We start from the raw sequence: 18,849 nt of genomic DNA, 5'->3' as shown, positions 1-18,849 counted from the left end.
CCGTCATAAACCAGATAAACTAAACGACAAGTGTATCTGGTTTAAGTGAAGAGAGAAATTAGTGGACGATTTGACCGCACAAGCCCTGAAAGATTTTACTGCACGCTACTGCGATGCGTGGCATGAAGAGCATAAAAGCTGGCCGTTGAGTGAGGAACTGTACGGTGTTCCTTCACCGTGCATTATTTCAACTACCGAAGATGCCGTATACTGGCAACCCCAGCCGTTTACCGGGGAACAAAATGTAAACGCGGTTGAACGTGCTTTTGATATTGTGATACAACCCACAATTCATACCTTTTATACGACTCAGTTTGCCGGGGATATGCACGCGCAGTTTGGCGATATCAAACTGACATTGCTGCAAACCTGGAGTGAAGACGACTTCCGTCGGGTGCAGGAAAATCTGATTGGTCATCTGGTGACTCAGAAAAGGCTAAAACTGCCGCCCACGCTATTTATCGCGACGCTGGAAGAAGAGTTAGAGGTGATCTCGGTGTGTAATCTCTCCGGTGAAGTGTGCAAAGAGACGCTGGGAACACGTAAACGGACGCATTTAGCCTCAAATCTTGCGGAATTCCTTAATCAACTTAAGCCTCTTCTGTAATCCAAATACCCCATCTGGTTGTGAGAGATCTCTTACAGACTCTGTAGGAGATCGCCAGGAAATAAGCGAATACTTAAAAAGATAAGAATCGTTATTTTCATTTAAAATCAATATATTGCTTGTCAATTCTTAACTTTCATATGAAATTTTCCTTAAGGCATTGTCTGTAAGCGCCTTGTAAGACTTCGCGAAAAAGACGATTCTATCTTCGTCGACAGGGAGTCAGACAACGAAGTGAACATCAGGATGATGACACTTCTGAAGGACACACCAGGATGGTGTTTCAGGGAAAGGCTTCTGGATGAAGCGAAGAGGATGACGCAGGACGCGTTAAAGGACACCTCCAGGATGGAGAATGAGAACCGGTCAGGATGATTCGGTGGGTCAGGAAGGCCAGGAACACTTCAGGATGAAGTATCACATCGGGGTGGTGTGAGCAGGAAGCAATAGTTCAGGATGAACGATTGGTCGCAAGGCCAGAGGAAAAGTTGTCAAGGATGAGCAGGGAGCAACAAAAGTAGCTGGAATGCTGCGAAACGAACCGGGAGCACTGTGAATACAGTGCTCCCTTTTTTTATTCCTGCTATCCTTCGCGGCAGTTTTTCTTATTGAGGTTGCTTTATGACCACTCATGACCGCGTTCGTTTCCAGTTGCAGGCGCTTGAAGCGTTACTGCGTGAACATCAGCACTGGCGAAACGATGAACCCCAGCCGCATCAATTTAATAGTACCCAACCGTTCTTTATGGACACCATGGAACCACTGGAGTGGTTGCAGTGGGTGCTGATCCCGCGAATGCACGATTTGTTAGAAAACAACCAGCCGTTACCGGGCGCTTTTGCCGTTGCTCCCTATTATGAAATGGCGCTGGCGACGGACCACCCGCAACGCGCGCTTATTCTGGCTGAGCTGGAAAAACTGGATGCTCTTTTTGCGGATGATGCGAGCTAATGCTGGAAATACTCTATCAGGATGAATGGCTGGTTGCGGTAAATAAACCCTCCGGCTGGCTGGTTCACCGCAGCTGGCTGGATCGCGACGAGAAAGTAGTGGTCATGCAAACCGTGCGTGACCAGATAGGCCAGCATGTGTTTACTGCTCATCGTCTGGACCGACCCACTTCTGGTGTGTTGTTGATGGGATTATCCAGCGAGGCCGGACGGCTGCTGGCACAACAGTTTGAACAGCACCAAATCCAGAAACGTTACCATGCGATTGTGCGCGGCTGGTTGATGGAAGAAGCGGTGCTGGATTATCCACTGGTGGAAGAACTGGACAAAATCGCTGATAAATTTGCCCGCGAAGATAAAGGCCCGCAGCCAGCAGTGACGCATTATCGCGGTCTGGCGACCGTAGAAATGCCGGTAGCGACCGGACGTTACCCGACCACGCGCTACGGCCTGGTGGAACTGGAGCCGAAAACCGGACGTAAGCACCAGCTCCGTCGCCATCTTGCCCATTTGCGCCACCCGATTATTGGCGACAGCAAACATGGTGATTTACGCCAGAATCGCAGCGGTGCTGAACATTTTGGCCTTCAGCGGTTAATGCTGCATGCCAGTCAGTTGTCATTGACGCATCCTTTTACTGGCGAGCCGCTGACTATTCACGCGGGCCTGGACGACACCTGGATGCAGGCGTTATCACAATTTGGCTGGCGGGGTCTGCTTCCTGAAAATGAAAGGGTTGAGTTCAGTGCGCCATCGGGTCAGGATGGAGAGATAAGTTCCTAATCCAGGGAGAAAACGGTATGGCGGAAATTGGTATTTTTGTCGGCACTATGTACGGAAATTCGCTGTTAGTGGCGGAAGAAGCGGAAGCAATTCTGACCGCGCAGGGCCACAAAGCAACGGTATTTGAAGATCCTGAATTAAGCGACTGGCTGCCCTATCAGGATAAGTATGTTCTGGTGGTTACGTCCACGACCGGGCAGGGCGACCTTCCTGATTGCATTGTGCCGCTCTTTCAGGGAATTAAAGATACCCTGGGCTTCCAGCCGAATCTGCGTTATGGCGTGATTGCGCTCGGCGACAGTAGTTATGTGAATTTCTGCAATGGCGGCAAACAGTTCGATACCTTGTTGCAGGAACAGAGCGCTCAGCGAGTGGGAGAAATGCTGTTGATTGACGCCAGTGAGAACCCGGAACCGGAAACGGAATCAAATCCGTGGGTCGAACATTGGGGCACGCTGTTGTCCTGATACGTTCAGCGAGCGGTAAATGCCGTTTTAGCAGTGCTGAATCGAATCTTTTCAGGCAAATGCCAGTAAAAACTGCTTCATAGCGCGGATTTTTACTGGCGTTTGCCTGGAGTCAAGCGATCCATTTCATACTCTTCTTTATTTCTTCGATTTAACCCTTCCTTTCTTGTTTTTGTTTTCATTTCCGTGAAGTGGATTCCACCGTCCAGGGCTAATGCCAAAATCGGGCCTCATTGAACGCATTAATGTTGTGTTGTTGCACGGTGAGCCGCTATGGCGCGCTTTTTATACTGCTATTGCCAGATATAAACACGCGCCGTATTCGGCGAACGACCTATAAAAACGGCAAAAAACACCCTACGTCACCTCTGATTTCCTGGCGATGTCGCAGTCCAGAGTGAGCGTGGCTAACGCGAATTTTCAGGAGTGCAACAATGAGTTCTTTAAGTCAGGCTGCGAGCAGTGTGGAAAAACGCACGAATGCTCGTTACTGGATAGTGGTGATGTTGTTTATCGTCACATCCTTCAACTACGGCGACCGCGCTACGCTCTCTATCGCCGGTTCGGAAATGGCCAAAGATATCGGCCTTGATCCTGTGGGAATGGGCTATGTGTTCTCTGCTTTCTCATGGGCTTATGTTATCGGGCAGATCCCTGGTGGTTGGTTGCTGGATCGTTTTGGTTCAAAACGCGTCTACTTCTGGTCGATCTTTATCTGGTCGATGTTTACCTTGCTGCAAGGCTTCGTCGATATCTTTAGTGGATTCGGCATTATCGTTGCCCTGTTTACGCTGCGCTTCCTGGTCGGGCTTGCTGAAGCGCCCTCTTTCCCCGGCAACAGTCGCATTGTTGCGGCCTGGTTTCCGGCGCAGGAAAGGGGAACGGCGGTGTCGATTTTTAACTCCGCTCAATACTTCGCAACGGTGATCTTCGCGCCGATTATGGGCTGGCTGACGCATGAAGTGGGCTGGTCACACGTCTTTTTCTTTATGGGCGGTCTGGGCATTGTCATCAGCTTTATCTGGTTGAAAGTCATCCACGAGCCAAATCAACATCCGGGTGTAAATCAGAAAGAGCTGGAGTACATCGCCGCGGGTGGCGCGCTGATCAATATGGATCAGCAAAACACCAAAGTTAAAGTGCCGTTCAGCGTGAAGTGGGGGCAGATCAAACAGCTGCTCGGGTCACGGATGATGATCGGCGTTTATATCGGTCAGTACTGTATCAACGCCCTGACTTACTTCTTTATTACCTGGTTCCCGGTTTATCTGGTGCAGGCGCGTGGGATGTCGATTCTGAAAGCGGGCTTTGTGGCTTCCGTTCCGGCGGTTTGCGGTTTTATCGGCGGTGTGCTGGGTGGGATTATTTCCGACTGGCTGATGCGCCGCACGGGATCGCTGAACATTGCGCGTAAAACACCGATCGTAATGGGCATGTTGCTGTCGATGGTGATGGTGTTCTGCAACTACGTCAACGTTGAGTGGATGATCATCGGCTTTATGGCGCTGGCCTTCTTCGGTAAGGGCATCGGGGCGCTGGGTTGGGCAGTAATGGCAGATACCGCGCCAAAAGAGATCAGCGGTCTTTCCGGTGGCCTGTTCAACATGTTCGGTAACATTTCTGGCATCGTCACGCCAATCGCAATTGGTTATATCGTTGGCACGACTGGCTCCTTTAATGGGGCGCTGATTTATGTTGGTGTTCATGCCTTAATCGCGGTACTGAGCTACCTGGTGTTGGTGGGCGATATCAAGCGTATCGAGTTGAAACCTGTTGCGGGGCAATAAGATGGCGACACAATCCAGTCCTGTTATTACTGATATGAAAGTCATTCCGGTGGCCGGGCATGACAGCATGTTGCTTAATATTGGTGGTGCACATAACGCATATTTCACCCGCAATATTGTGGTACTCACCGATAACGCCGGGCATACCGGCATTGGTGAAGCGCCGGGCGGAGAGGTGATTTATCAGACACTGGTCGAGGCTATTCCGATGGTGCTGGGCCAGGAAGTTGCGCGCCTGAATAAAGTGGTTCAGCAGGTGCATAAAGGTAATCAGGCAGCCGATTTTGATACCTTCGGCAAAGGTGCCTGGACTTTTGAATTGCGCGTTAATGCCGTGGCGGCGCTGGAAGCCGCCTTGCTTGACCTGCTAGGTAAGGCGCTGAATGTTCCGGTCTGCGAACTGTTAGGGCCAGGCAAGCAACGTGATGCTATTACCGTTCTCGGTTATCTGTTTTATATCGGTGATCGGACCAAAACCGATCTTCCTTATCTGGAAAATACTCCGGGCAACCATGAGTGGTATCAATTGCGGCATCAGAAAGCGATGAACAGCGAAGCCGTTGTGCGTCTGGCGGACGCCTCACAGGATCGCTATGGCTTTAAAGATTTCAAACTTAAGGGCGGAGTGTTACCTGGCGAGCAAGAAATCGACACTGTTCGTGCATTGAAGAAACGCTTCCCGGATGCGCGGATTACCGTTGATCCCAACGGAGCATGGCTGCTTGATGAAGCTATTTCTCTGTGCAAAGGGCTGAATGATGTTCTCACCTATGCCGAAGATCCGTGTGGCGCAGAACAGGGTTTCTCCGGACGTGAAGTGATGGCGGAATTTCGGCGGGCGACCGGCTTGCCCGTCGCGACTAATATGATCGCCACCAACTGGCGCGAAATGGGCCATGCGGTGATGCTCAATGCGGTAGATATTCCACTTGCCGACCCGCACTTCTGGACGCTTTCCGGTGCAGTCCGCGTAGCGCAGCTTTGCGACGACTGGGGGCTGACCTGGGGCTGCCATTCCAATAACCACTTTGATATCTCTCTGGCGATGTTTACCCATGTGGGCGCGGCGGCACCGGGTAATCCTACCGCTATCGATACCCACTGGATTTGGCAGGAGGGCGATTGTCGCCTGACCAAAAATCCGCTGGAGATTAAAAATGGAAAAATTGCCGTTCCTGATGCGCCCGGTCTGGGCGTGGAACTGAACTGGGAGCAGGTACAAAAGGCGCATGAGGCCTATAAACGTCTGCCTGGCGGTGCGCGTAACGACGCGGGCCCGATGCAGTACCTGATCCCCGGCTGGACCTTTGACCGTAAACGTCCCGTTTTCGGCCGTCATTGATTTTGAAAAAGGACATAAAGATGAGTTCTCAATTTTCGACGCCTGTTGTTACTGAAATGCAGGTCATCCCGGTGGCGGGCCATGACAGTATGCTGATGAATCTGAGTGGTGCACACGCACCGTTCTTCACGCGTAATATTGTGATTATCAAAGATAATTCTGGTCACACTGGGGTAGGGGAAATTCCCGGCGGCGAGAAAATCCGTAAAACGCTGGAAGATGCGATTCCGCTGGTGGTGGGTAAAACGCTGGGTGAATACAAAAACGTTCTGACGCTGGTGCGTAATACATTTGCCGATCGTGATGCCGGCGGGCGCGGTTTGCAGACATTTGACCTGCGGACCACTATTCATGTGGTTACCGGGATAGAAGCGGCAATGCTGGATCTGCTGGGGCAGCATCTGGGGGTTAACGTGGCATCGCTGCTGGGCGATGGTCAACAGCGTAGCGAAGTCGAAATGCTCGGTTATCTGTTCTTCGTCGGTAATCGCAAAGCCACACCGCTGCCGTATCAAAGCCAGCCGGATGATCAATGTGACTGGTATCGCCTGCGTCACGAAGAAGCGATGACGCCGGATGCGGTGGTGCGCCTGGCGGAAGCGGCATATGAAAAATATGGCTTCAACGATTTCAAACTGAAGGGCGGTGTACTGGCCGGGGAAGAAGAAGCAGAGTCTATTGTGGCACTGGCGCAACGCTTCCCACAGGCGCGTATTACCCTCGATCCTAACGGTGCCTGGTCGCTGAACGAAGCGATTAAAATTGGTACATACCTGAAAGGTTCGCTGGCTTATGCAGAAGATCCGTGTGGTGCGGAGCAAGGTTTCTCCGGGCGTGAAGTGATGGCAGAGTTCCGTCGCGCGACTGGCCTGCCGACCGCAACCAATATGATCGCCACCGACTGGCGGCAGATGGGCCATACGCTCTCCCTGCAATCCGTTGATATCCCGCTGGCGGATCCGCATTTCTGGACGATGCAAGGTTCGGTACGTGTGGCGCAAATGTGCCATGAATTTGGCCTGACCTGGGGTTCACACTCTAACAACCACTTCGATATTTCTCTGGCGATGTTTACCCATGTAGCCGCTGCTGCACCGGGTAAAATTACTGCTATTGATACGCACTGGATCTGGCAGGAAGGCAATCAGCGTCTGACCAAAGAACCGTTTGAGATCAAAGGCGGGCTGGTACAGGTGCCGCAAAAACCAGGATTGGGCGTAGAAATCGATATGGATCAGGTGATGAAAGCCCACGAGCTGTATCAGAAACATGGGCTTGGTGCGCGTGACGATGCGATGGGAATGCAGTACCTGATTCCTGGCTGGACGTTTGATAACAAGCGCCCGTGCATGGTGCGTTAAGACTGAAAACAAAAACCGGCTCTGTCAGGAGCCGGTTTGAGACTGATGCCAAACGCAAAATTGCCTGTTGCGCTACGTATCAGGCCAACATACTTTTTAATTCATTGAATTTAATTGGTTTTGTAGGCAGGATAAGGCGTTAACGCCGCATCCGGCATAAACACAGGCACTTTGTCACCAGTCTGAAACCAGCTTCATAAAAAGCCGATTGCTACTCGACAAGACGTCCGTTACCCGAGAATTTTGCTGGCTTCGCGCGCTACATTATCCATCTCGTCTAACAGTTCCAGCAGCTCCGGCTCCAAATCTTCTTCTTTAGTACCGCTACGTAGCTGTTGTTCGATCAGTTGGCAGAGATTTTTCATACGCGGCACACCGCTATAGCCGCAACTGCCATGCAGTTTATGAATCAAATCAACCAGGCCTTCCGGGTTTTCTCCAACCAGCTGTTCCTCAACTTTGTTGCGAACTTCAGGCAGGAAATCGAGTAACATTTGCAGCATATCGCGCGCTAAATCGGTTTTTCCTGCTGCCTGGCGTAGTGCCAGTTGCCAGTCGAGGGTCGCATTCGGGTTCACCACAATTTCGTTGACTTCGGGCGTCACGACGCGAGAGGAAATACCGCTGCCAGGCTTATAGCGCAACAACAAATTATGCAATCGCTCTTCTTCAATCGGTTTCGCCAGATAATCGCTCATCCCTGCGCCAAGCAGCTTCTCTTTTTGCCCGGCCATTGCATGCGCCGTTACCGCGATAACCGGCGTTTGTTGCTGATGGGGGAGCTGGTGGATGAGTTCGCAGGCCCGAATGCCGTCCATGTCCGGCATTTGAATATCCATTAAGATCAAATCGAACGGCATCTGTTTCGCCCGTTCAACCGCCTGATGCCCGCTATCGCAAAGTTCCACATGTTGCACCATATCTTCCAGCAATGCGCCGATAAGTTTCAGGTTAGCGGGGTTGTCATCAACCGCCATGACTGTCATTGCCAGCTTACTTTCATCGGTTACAGGCAAAAGCGTGTTTTGTTTGTGATGACAAAATTCCGTCAGGGCAGGTAACAGGCGCGTAGGTGTTAATGGTTTCAGCAGACACGCGCCGATACCATCTTGCTTAAGTTTTTCAGCATTGACTTGTGCATGGCAAGGAAGTGCCAGCATCAGAAAATCGGTCATCGATACTGCTTTCGCTAATCGCTCATGTTGCATTGTTAGCGGCTCGCGGAAGGTCACCGCGATGCCTAACAACATCATGTCGTAATGCGCGGGAGGCAGCGCGGAGAACGTTGGGCTATAAACCACTTCCAGCGGCGTTTCACTTAAAATATCCAGCGTGCATTGCGCTGCTGCGGAGTTTGGTTCGACATAGGCCAGGCGCTTACCGGCGAGGCACTGGGTGGATGGCCCTTCGATAATAATGTTCGGGTTCAGATCGAGATTAATGTGGAACCAGAAAGTTGAACCACGATTCGGCTGGCTATGGAACGAAATATCACCGCCCATTTCATTAACCAGTTTTTGTGTAATCACCAGCCCCAGCCCGGTGCCACCATGACGGCGGGAAATACTGGCATCAGCCTGTCTGAAGGCCTGGAATAAGCGCGATTGGTCGCGTTCAGGAATACCAATGCCGGTATCCCGAATCTGCACTTCAATTTGCACTTTGGTATTACTCAGCGCACGTTTTTCTACCAGAATATCAATGTTGCCATTCTCGGTGAATTTAATTGCATTCCCCACCAGGTTAGTGATGATTTGCTGTAATCGTAGTGGGTCGCCGATAACGTTATCAGGCACGTCGCTTTTAATATTGAGCGTCAGTTCCAGCCCTTTATCGTGAGAAGAATGTGCCAGCAGGGTAACGACTTCATCCAGCGTGCTGCGTAGTGGGAATGGAATACTTTCCAGAATCAGCTTACCTGCTTCCAGTTTCGAGAAGTCGAGAACATCATTAATAATTGCCAGCAAATTATTTGCCGAACGTTCAATCGTATTCAGGTGATCGCGCTGCGTTGGTGTTAATTCTGTTTTCAGCGTCAGGCGGGTAAAGCCAATAACACCATTCAGTGGTGTACGCAGCTCGTGTGACATATTTGCCAGAAACTCGGATTTAATACGCGCCGCTTCCTGGGCGCGCTTTTTCGCCAGATCCAACTCAACGTTCTGAATTTCCATCTGCTCCAGCGTCTCACGCAGATCGGACGTCGCCTGGTCGATATTGTGTTGCATCTCTTCGTGATAAGCCGCCAGCGACATTGCCATCGAGTTGATACCGTTTTTCAGCATATCCAGCTCGCCGAGCATAAATCCTTCCACCCGGCTGTCGAGTTGCCCGCGACGGATGCGGTCGACGGTATTCACCATGTTGCGAATCGGGCCGGTAACATCGCGCATTAAGCGCCAGCCAAAAATAAGCGCAATACCGATACAAAACAGCATCATCACGCTGGAAATAAAGATCTCTTTATATTGCTGCAAGCGAACCGATTTAAGATCCAGCTCCAGCGCAATATATCCCAGCATATTTTGACTATTTTTGGCATCGCTACTGGGCGATTCGTCGGGGGAGTAACTTTCAGAAATAATCGGCGTGCGGAGGATCATTATATCGCCGTCACGAGTGACAGTGAGCTGGCGAGGAAACGGCACGTTGCTGCCGAGCTGCATTGATGAGGGATCAAGATGAAAATTGGAGGTGACAAAGAGTCGGTTATTTTCATCATAAACCGAAATCGCGCGAACAATATCAGAATGGCGACGATGCAGTACGCTTATTAACTGACCGATAGATTCGCGATTTTGCAGACTCATGCCATATTCAGTAGAAACTGCAAGCGGCTCAATAATGCTGGCACCGGCATCTTCCAGTTGACGCTGCAAGTCGTTATAGCGATGCACGACGAAAAAGATACTCAGCAATAAACCAATAAGGACGGTCGGTGCCAGGATCAGAATCATCATGCGTGCGCGCAGGCTGTAGTTGGTCATGGAGTTCCGTTATGGGACAATTAAGGTCACACTGTTAAATTGAGAAAGTCTCGCCAATGGCGCAATTCTACTCTGCAAAACGACGCACGACGACGCGTCAGATCATAACCGTTTCAGTCAATGACCTCGACTCTTTTGGTCAGGGCGTGGCGCGACATAACGGCAAAACGTTATTTATTCCTGGATTATTGCCACAGGAAAACGCGGAAGTTACTGTTACTGAAGATAAAAAACAGTACGCCCGCGCTAAAGTCGTACGCCGGTTAAGCGATAGCCCGGAACGCGAAACGCCACGCTGCCCTCATTTTGGCGTATGCGGTGGCTGTCAGCAACAACACGCCAGCGAGGATTTACAGCAGCGAAGCAAAAGTGCGGCACTCGCCCGATTAATGAAACACGAAGTCTCTGAAGTGATCGCCGATGTTCCCTGGGGCTATCGCCGTCGCGCGCGTTTAAGTTTGAACTACTTACCGAAAACACAGCAACTTCAGATGGGGTTTCGCAAAGCGGGCTCCAGTGACATTGTCGACGTTAAACAATGCCCCATTTTAGTGCCCCAACTTGAAGCATTGCTGCCCAAAGTCAGGGCATGCCTGGGCAGCTTACAAGCTATGCGCCATCTTGGTCATGTTGAACTGGTACAGGCAACCAGCGGCACGCTGATGATTTTGCGCCATACCGCACCGCTAAGTTCGGTAGATCGCGAAAAACTGGAACGCTTTTCGCATTCTGAAGGCCTGGATCTGTATCTCGCCCCCGATAGTGAGATACTCGAAACCGTCTCTGGTGAGATGCCCTGGTATGACTCAAACGGGTTGCGCTTAACTTTTAGCCCGCGCGATTTTATTCAGGTCAATGCGGGTGTGAACCAAAAAATGGTAGCGCGTGCGTTGGAATGGCTGGATGTACAACCTGAAGATCGCGTACTGGATCTGTTCTGCGGTATGGGCAACTTTACACTGCCATTGGCGACACAAGCTGCCAGTGTGGTGGGTGTAGAAGGCGTTCCGGCGCTGGTGGAAAAAGGCCAGCAGAATGCGCGTCTTAATGGCTTACACAATGTGACGTTTTATCACGAAAATCTTGAAGAAGATGTCACAAAGCAGCCGTGGGCGAAAAACGGCTTCGATAAAGTGTTGCTGGACCCGGCGCGAGCAGGTGCCGCAGGTGTTATGCAGCAAATTATAAAACTGGAACCTATTCGTATAGTTTATGTATCCTGTAATCCTGCAACGCTGGCTCGGGATAGCGAAGCGTTATTAAAAGCAGGATATACCATTGCGCGACTGGCGATGCTGGATATGTTCCCACACACGGGACATCTGGAATCGATGGTACTTTTCTCGCGCGTTAAATAGTTACGATTTGCCGATTTCGGCAGGTCTGGTCCCTAAAGGAGAGGACGATGGTTGCGGTAAGAAGTGCACATATCAATAAGGCTGGTGAATTTGATCCGGAAAAATGGATCGCAAGTCTGGGTATTACCAGCCAGAAGTCGTGTGAGTGCTTAGCCGAAACCTGGGCGTATTGTCTGCAACATACGCAGGGGCATCCGGATGCCAGTCTGTTATTGTGGCGTGGTGTTGAGATGGTGGAGATCCTCTCGACATTAAGTATGGACATTGACACGCTGCGGGCGGCGCTGCTGTTCCCTCTGGCTGATGCCAACGTAGTCAGCGAAGATGTGCTGCGTGAGAGCGTCGGTAAGTCGGTCGTTAACCTTATTCACGGCGTGCGTGATATGGCGGCGATCCGCCAGCTGAAAGCGACGCATACCGATTCTGTTTCCTCCGAACAGGTCGATAACGTTCGCCGGATGTTATTGGCGATGGTCGATGATTTCCGCTGCGTGGTCATCAAACTGGCAGAGCGTATTGCTCATCTGCGCGAAGTAAAAGACGCGCCGGAAGATGAACGCGTACTGGCGGCAAAAGAGTGCACCAATATCTACGCGCCGTTGGCGAACCGTCTTGGGATTGGGCAACTGAAATGGGAGCTGGAAGATTACTGCTTCCGTTATCTCCACCCGACCGAATACAAACGCATCGCAAAACTGCTGCATGAACGCCGTCTCGACCGCGAACACTATATCGAAGAGTTTGTCGGCCACCTGCGCGCTGAGATGAAAGCTGAAGGCGTTAAAGCTGAAGTGTATGGTCGTCCGAAACACATCTACAGCATCTGGCGCAAAATGCAGAAAAAGAACCTCGCCTTCGATGAGCTGTTTGATGTGCGTGCGGTACGTATTGTCGCCGAGCGTTTACAGGATTGTTATGCCGCACTGGGGATAGTGCACACTCACTATCGCCACCTGCCGGATGAGTTTGACGATTACGTCGCTAACCCGAAACCAAACGGTTATCAGTCTATTCATACCGTGGTTCTGGGACCAGGTGGCAAAACCGTTGAGATCCAAATCCGCACTAAACAGATGCATGAAGATGCAGAGTTGGGTGTTGCTGCGCACTGGAAATATAAAGAGGGCGCGGCAGCTGGCGGCGCACGTTCGGGACATGAAGACCGGATTGCCTGGCTGCGTAAACTGATTGCGTGGCAGGAAGAGATGGCTGATTCCGGCGAAATGCTCGACGAAGTACGTAGCCAGGTCTTTGACGACCGGGTGTACGTCTTTACGCCGAAAGGTGATGTCGTTGATTTGCCTGCGGGATCAACACCGCTGGACTTCGCGTACCACATCCACAGTGATGTCGGACACCGCTGCATCGGGGCAAAAATTGGCGGGCGCATTGTGCCGTTCACCTACCAGCTGCAGATGGGCGACCAGATTGAAATTATCACCCAGAAACAGCCGAACCCCAGCCGTGACTGGTTAAACCCAAATCTCGGTTACGTCACAACCAGTCGTGGGCGCTCGAAAATTCACGCCTGGTTCCGTAAACAGGATCGTGACAAAAACATTCTGGCTGGACGGCAAATCCTTGATGACGAGCTGGAACATCTGGGGATCAGCCTGAAAGAAGCAGAAAAACACCTGCTGCCGCGTTACAACTTCAATGATGTCGACGAGTTGCTGGCGGCGATTGGTGGCGGGGATATCCGTCTCAATCAGATGGTGAACTTCCTGCAATCGCAATTTAATAAGCCGAGTGCCGAAGAGCAGGATGCCGCCGCGCTGAAACAGCTTCAGCAAAAAAGCTACACGCCGCAAAACCGCAGTAAAGATAACGGTCGTGTGGTGGTAGAAGGTGTCGGTAACCTGATGCACCACATCGCGCGCTGCTGCCAGCCGATTCCTGGAGATGAGATTGTCGGCTTCATTACCCAGGGACGCGGTATTTCAGTACACCGCGCCGATTGCGAACAACTGGCGGAACTGCGCTCCCATGCGCCAGAACGCATTGTTGACGCGGTATGGGGCGAGAGCTACTCCGCCGGATATTCGCTGGTGGTCCGCGTGGTGGCTAATGATCGTAGTGGGTTGTTACGTGATATCACGACCATTCTCGCCAACGAGAAGGTGAACGTACTTGGCGTTGCCAGCCGTAGCGACACCAAACAGCAACTGGCGACCATCGACATGACCATTGAGATTTACAACCTGCAAGTGCTGGGCCGCGTGCTGGGTAAACTCAACCAGGTGCCGGATGTTATCGACGCGCGTCGGTTGCACGGGAGTTAGGCCGAAACTTGTTCGTATCTACAATGTAGATCGATATATACTGTATCTACATATGATAGCGGTTTGAGGAAAGGGTTATGATCCACAGTAGCGTAAAGCGTTGGGGAAATTCTCCTGCAGTGCGGATCCCGGCTACGTTAATGCAGGCGCTCAATCTGAATATTGATGATGAAGTGAAGATTGACCTGGTGGATGGAAAATTAATTATTGAGCCAGTGCGTAAAGAGCCCGTATTTACGCTTGCTGAACTGGTCAACGACATCACGCCGGAAAACCTCCACGAGAATATCGACTGGGGGGAGCCGAAAGATAAGGAAGTCTGGTAATGGTAAGCCGATACGTACCCGATACGGGCGATCTGATTTGGGTTGATTTTGACCCGACAAAAGGTAGCGAGCAAGCCGGACATCGTCCGGCTGTTGTCCTGAGTCCGTTCATGTACAACAACAAAACAGGTATGTGTCTGTGTGTTCCTTGTACAACGCAATCAAAAGGATATCCGTTCGAAGTTGTTCTATCCGGTCAGGAACGTGATGGCGTAGCGTTAGCTGATCAGGTAAAAAGTATCGCCTGGCGGGCAAGAGGAGCAACGAAGAAAGGAACAGTTGCCCCAGAGGAATTACAACTCATTAAAGCCAAAATTAACGTGCTGATTGGGTAGGTGTTACTAACTCACTTCTATTCTGGTCACAGGTTTCCACCTGACAGACCCGCAATTTTCAGGACAATTCAATGAATCAAATCGACCGTTTGCTCACTATTATGCAGCGCCTGCGCGATCCGGAAAACGGCTGCCCGTGGGATAAAGAGCAGACATTTGCCACCATTGCGCCTTACACCCTTGAAGAAACCTACGAGGTGCTGGACGCCATCGCCCGTGAAGATTTTGACGATCTGCGCGGTGAACTGGGCGATCTGCTGTTCCAGGTGGTGTTTTACGCACAAATGGCTCAGGAAGAAGGGCGCTTTGACTTTAATGATATTTGCGCTGCTATTAGCGATAAATTAGAGCGTCGCCATCCGCATGTTTTTGCTGACAGTTCTGCCGAAAACAGTAGTGAAGTGCTCGCCCGTTGGGAGCAAATCAAAACCGAAGAACGCGCGCAGAAAGCACAGCATTCGGCGCTGGATGATATTCCTCGTAGTTTACCGGCTTTAATGCGTGCGCAAAAAATCCAGAAACGTTGCGCCAACGTTGGCTTCGACTGGACGACGCTTGGTCCGGTAGTCGATAAAGTCTACGAAGAGATCGACGAGGTGATGTACGAGGCGCAGCAGGCTGTTGTCGACCAGGCTAAACTGGAGGAGGAAATGGGTGACCTGCTGTTTGCCACGGTCAATCTGGCTCGTCATTTAGGGACAAAAGCGGAAATCGCATTGCAAAAAGCGAACGAAAAATTCGAGCGTCGTTTTCGCGAAGTGGAGCGTATTGTTGCCGCGCGTGGACTGGAAATGACAGGTGTTGACCTCGAAACAATGGAAGAAGTCTGGCAACAGGTAAAACGGCAGGAAATTGATCTCTAAGGGAATTACGCGGTCAAGCGCCATTTGTGTCATTTTTTAAATGACAAGCGCTTGATTTGCGTCAAAAACATTTACCCCAAAGGGGCTATTTTCTCACTCCTGATTTCAATAGTGCGCTGGCGAAGAGGAGGGATAATGAAAGTTTGTGGCACAGGTCATGTTCGGGTATACTGCTTTCCCGTCCTGGTTATTCCATCGTCTTTTCAACCTAACTTCTCAGGTTCAGCATGACAACGAACTATATTTTTGTGACCGGCGGGGTCGTATCCTCTCTGGGTAAAGGCATTGCCGCAGCCTCCCTCGCAGCCATTCTTGAAGCCCGTGGCCTCAATGTGACCATCATGAAACTGGATCCGTACATCAACGTCGATCCAGGTACTATGAGCCCAATCCAACACGGGGAAGTGTTCGTTACTGAAGACGGCGCTGAAACCGACCTGGACCTGGGGCACTACGAGCGTTTCATTCGTACCAAAATGAGCCGCCGCAACAACTTCACCACGGGTCGTATCTACTCTGACGTTCTGCGTAAAGAACGCCGTGGCGACTACCTCGGCGCAACCGTACAGGTTATTCCGCACATCACTAACGCTATCAAAGAGCGCGTGCTGGAAGGCGGCGAAGGTCATGACGTGGTACTGGTAGAAATCGGCGGTACTGTAGGTGATATCGAATCCCTGCCGTTCCTTGAAGCGATTCGCCAGATGGCTGTTGAAATTGGCCGTGAGCACACCCTGTTTATGCACCTGACGCTGGTGCCGTACATGGCAGCGTCTGGTGAAGTCAAAACCAAACCGACTCAGCACTCTGTAAAAGAGCTGCTTTCAATCGGTATCCAGCCTGATATCCTGATTTGTCGTTCAGATCGCGCCGTTCCGGCGAACGAACGTGCGAAGATTGCATTGTTCTGTAATGTTCCGGAAAAAGCGGTTATTTCTCTGAAAGACGTCGATTCCATCTATAAAATTCCGGGCCTGTTGAAATCTCAGGGGCTGGACGATTATATTTGTAAACGATTCAGCTTAAACTGCCCGGAAGCGAATCTGTCCGAATGGGAACAGGTTATCTTCGAAGAAGCGAATCCGGTAAGTGAAGTCACCATTGGTATGGTCGGCAAATACATTGAGCTGCCGGATGCATACAAATCCGTGATCGAAGCACTGAAACACGGTGGGCTGAAGAATCGTGTCAGCGTCAACATCAAACTGATCGATTCACAAGATGTTGAAACGCGCGGCGTTGAAATCCTTAAAGGTCTGGACGCAATCCTCGTACCTGGCGGTTTCGGCTATCGTGGCGTAGAAGGCATGATTACGACCGCGCGTTTTGCGCGTGAGAACAATATTCCTTATCTGGGCATTTGCCTGGGTATGCAGGTGGCGTTAATTGATTACGCTCGCCATGTTGCCAACATGGAGAACGCCAACTCTACGGAATTTGTGCCAGACTGTAAGTACCCGGTTGTGGCGCTGATTACCGAGTGGCGCGATGAAAACGGCAACGTTGAAGTTCGTAGCGAGAAGAGCGATCTCGGCGGTACCATGCGTCTCGGCGCACAGCAGTGCCAGTTGGTTGACGATAGCCTGGTTCGCCAGCTGTACAATGCGCCGACAATTGTTGAGCGTCATCGTCACCGTTACGAAGTCAACAACATGCTGTTGAAACAGATTGAAGATGCAGGTCTGCGCGTTGCGGGCCGTTCCGGGGATGATCAGTTGGTCGAGATCATCGAAGTTCCGAATCACCCGTGGTTCGTGGCTTGCCAGTTCCATCCGGAGTTTACTTCTACTCCACGTGATGGTCACCCGCTGTTTGCAGGCTTTGTGAAAGCCGCCAGCGAGTTCCAGAAGCGTCAGGCGAAGTAAGAAAAAAGTTAGAACGGCAACGCGTACCCTGGGTACGCGTTGTTTGTCTGGAGTTTCAGTTTAACTAGTGACTTGAGGAAAACCTAATGTCCAAAATCGTAAAAATCATCGGTCGTGAAATCATCGACTCCCGTGGTAACCCGACTGTTGAAGCCGAAGTACATCTGGAGGGTGGTTTCGTCGGTATGGCAGCTGCTCCGTCAGGTGCTTCTACTGGTTCCCGTGAAGCTCTGGAACTGCGCGATGGCGACAAATCCCGTTTCCTGGGTAAAGGCGTAACCAAAGCTGTTGCTGCGGTAAACGGCCCGATCGCTCAGGCGCTGATTGGCAAAGATGCTAAAGATCAGGCTGGCATTGACAAGATCATGATCGACCTGGACGGCACCGAAAACAAATCCAAATTCGGCGCGAACGCAATCCTGGCTGTATCTCTGGCTAACGCCAAAGCTGCTGCAGCTGCTAAAGGTATGCCGCTGTACGAGCACATCGCTGAACTGAACGGCACTCCGGGCAAATACTCCATGCCGGTTCCGATGATGAACATCATCAACGGTGGTGAGCACGCTGACAACAACGTTGATATCCAGGAATTCATGATTCAGCCGGTTGGCGCGAAAACTGTGAAAGAAGCCATCCGCATGGGTTCTGAAGTTTTCCATCACCTGGCAAAAGTTCTGAAAGCGAAAGGTATGAACACTGCTGTTGGTGACGAAGGTGGCTATGCGCCGAACCTGGGTTCCAACGCTGAAGCTCTGGCTGTTATCGCTGAAGCTGTTAAAGCTGCTGGTTATGAACTGGGCAAAGACATCACTCTGGCGATGGACTGCGCAGCTTCTGAATTCTACAAAGACGGTAAATACGTTCTGGCTGGCGAAGGCAACAAAGCATTCACCTCTGAAGAATTCACTCACTTCCTGGAAGAACTGACCAAACAGTACCCGATCGTTTCTATCGAAGACGGTCTGGACGAATCTGACTGGGACGGTTTCGCATACCAGACCAAAGTTCTGGGCGACAAAATCCAGCTGGTTGGTGACGACCTGTTCGTAACCAACACCAAGATCCTGAAAGAAGGTATCGAAAAAGGTATCGCTAACTCCATCCTGATCAAATTCAACCAGATCGGTTCTCTGACCGAAACTCTGGCTGCAATCAAGATGGCGAAAGACGCTGGCTACACTGCAGTAATCTCTCACCGTTCTGGTGAAACTGAAGATGCTACCATCGCTGACCTGGCTGTTGGTACTGCTGCAGGCCAGATCAAAACGGGTTCTATGAGCCGTTCTGACCGTGTTGCTAAATACAACCAGCTGATTCGTATCGAAGAAGCTCTGGGCGAAAAAGCACCGTACAACGGTCGTAAAGAGATCAAAGGCCAGGCATAAGTCTGACTTTATCTGATTTAAAAATGCCAGCCTTCGGGCTGTAATGCCAGTCAGTTAAGCAACTGACTGGCTCTTTTTCGGGGCTGTGGGGTATTTCCAGGGCCTCTCCTTTACCACTCTCGGGAAGGCCCTTTCCCTTCTTGTCGGTAAT

16 protein-coding genes are annotated in these 18,849 nt (G+C 51.0%); 14 read left to right on the top strand and 2 right to left on the bottom strand.

Annotated features, from left to right (window positions below; all coding sequences use genetic code 11):
- Window positions 1-61: 61 nt before the first annotated feature.
- The 7 genes from syd (at window position 62) to gudD (ending at window position 7,297) form a co-directional block, all read left to right on the top strand.
- On the top strand, window positions 62-607 hold the full coding sequence (syd, locus tag ACJHWR_RS20210; RefSeq protein ID WP_000342431.1) for a SecY-interacting protein: 546 nt from the start codon (window positions 62-64) through the stop codon (window positions 605-607).
- A 621-nt stretch (window positions 608-1,228) separates the two neighbouring features.
- A complete protein-coding gene (locus ACJHWR_RS20205) occupies window positions 1,229-1,558 on the top strand; it encodes a YqcC family protein (protein ID WP_000206975.1) in 330 nt (109 codons plus the stop codon).
- Entirely contained in the window at window positions 1,558-2,340 is a 783-nt protein-coding gene (gene truC, locus ACJHWR_RS20200) for a tRNA pseudouridine(65) synthase TruC (protein ID WP_000890001.1), read from the top strand. The genes ACJHWR_RS20205 and truC overlap by 1 nt, the downstream gene beginning before the upstream one ends.
- A 17-nt stretch (window positions 2,341-2,357) precedes the next feature.
- Window positions 2,358-2,807, top strand: a complete 450-nt coding sequence (locus ACJHWR_RS20195; protein ID WP_000807748.1) for a flavodoxin — start codon at window positions 2,358-2,360, stop codon at window positions 2,805-2,807.
- A gap of 434 nt (window positions 2,808-3,241) precedes the next feature.
- Window positions 3,242-4,594: a galactarate/glucarate/glycerate transporter GudP gene (gene gudP, locus ACJHWR_RS20190; RefSeq protein ID WP_000097082.1), complete on the top strand. Its 1,353-nt coding sequence runs from the start codon at window positions 3,242-3,244 to the stop codon at window positions 4,592-4,594.
- A 1-nt stretch (window position 4,595) separates the two neighbouring features.
- A complete protein-coding gene (locus tag ACJHWR_RS20185) occupies window positions 4,596-5,936 on the top strand; it encodes an enolase C-terminal domain-like protein (protein ID WP_000235407.1) in 1,341 nt (446 codons plus the stop codon).
- Between the two features lie 20 nt (window positions 5,937-5,956).
- Window positions 5,957-7,297, top strand: a complete 1,341-nt coding sequence (gene gudD / locus ACJHWR_RS20180) for a glucarate dehydratase (protein WP_000098220.1) — start codon at window positions 5,957-5,959, stop codon at window positions 7,295-7,297.
- Window positions 7,298-7,527: 230 nt separating this feature from the next.
- Here gudD and barA read toward each other — a convergent pair whose 3' ends face one another.
- On the bottom strand, window positions 7,528-10,284 hold the full coding sequence (gene barA, locus ACJHWR_RS20175; RefSeq protein ID WP_000186450.1) for a two-component sensor histidine kinase BarA: 2,757 nt from the start codon (window positions 10,282-10,284) through the stop codon (window positions 7,528-7,530).
- Window positions 10,285-10,340: 56 nt separating this feature from the next.
- Between barA and rlmD the strand changes: the two genes are divergently transcribed.
- The 7 genes from rlmD (at window position 10,341) to eno (ending at window position 18,698) form a co-directional block, all read left to right on the top strand.
- Window positions 10,341-11,642, top strand: coding sequence for a 23S rRNA (uracil(1939)-C(5))-methyltransferase RlmD (gene rlmD, locus ACJHWR_RS20170; protein ID WP_000046808.1), 1,302 nt, complete (start codon window positions 10,341-10,343; stop codon window positions 11,640-11,642).
- 47 nt (window positions 11,643-11,689) lie between these two features.
- On the top strand, window positions 11,690-13,924 hold the full coding sequence (gene relA, locus ACJHWR_RS20165; protein WP_000226795.1) for a GTP diphosphokinase: 2,235 nt from the start codon (window positions 11,690-11,692) through the stop codon (window positions 13,922-13,924).
- Window positions 13,925-14,001: 77 nt separating this feature from the next.
- Window positions 14,002-14,250 carry a type II toxin-antitoxin system antitoxin MazE gene (gene mazE / locus ACJHWR_RS20160; protein ID WP_000581937.1) on the top strand — a complete coding sequence of 83 codons (249 nt, stop codon included), beginning with the start codon at window positions 14,002-14,004 and terminating at the stop codon, window positions 14,248-14,250.
- On the top strand, window positions 14,250-14,585 hold the full coding sequence (mazF, locus tag ACJHWR_RS20155) for an endoribonuclease MazF (protein ID WP_000254750.1): 336 nt from the start codon (window positions 14,250-14,252) through the stop codon (window positions 14,583-14,585). Before mazE ends, mazF begins: the two co-directional genes overlap by 1 nt.
- Window positions 14,586-14,656: 71 nt before the next feature.
- The gene (mazG, locus tag ACJHWR_RS20150) at window positions 14,657-15,448 is read left to right on the top strand and encodes a nucleoside triphosphate pyrophosphohydrolase (protein WP_001071641.1); all 792 of its coding nucleotides are present in this window, start codon (window positions 14,657-14,659) and stop codon (window positions 15,446-15,448) included.
- A gap of 227 nt (window positions 15,449-15,675) precedes the next feature.
- Window positions 15,676-17,313, top strand: coding sequence for a glutamine hydrolyzing CTP synthase (pyrG, locus tag ACJHWR_RS20145; RefSeq protein WP_000210878.1), 1,638 nt, complete (start codon window positions 15,676-15,678; stop codon window positions 17,311-17,313).
- Window positions 17,314-17,399: 86 nt separating this feature from the next.
- Window positions 17,400-18,698, top strand: a complete 1,299-nt coding sequence (gene eno / locus ACJHWR_RS20140) for a phosphopyruvate hydratase (protein ID WP_000036723.1) — start codon at window positions 17,400-17,402, stop codon at window positions 18,696-18,698.
- Between the two features lie 54 nt (window positions 18,699-18,752).
- On the opposite strand, the gene ACJHWR_RS20135 is transcribed toward eno, so the two are convergent.
- On the bottom strand, window positions 18,753-18,849 hold a 97-nt coding region (locus ACJHWR_RS20135; RefSeq protein WP_223963258.1), incomplete at its 5' end, for a hypothetical protein.

Source organism: Escherichia sp. WS568, from assembly GCF_046486085.1.
In the GTDB taxonomy this organism is placed as follows: Bacteria; Pseudomonadota; Gammaproteobacteria; order Enterobacterales; family Enterobacteriaceae; genus Escherichia; species Escherichia coli.
The sequence above is the reverse complement of the archived record's forward strand: the minus strand, read 5'-3'. Positions and strand labels throughout refer to the sequence as shown.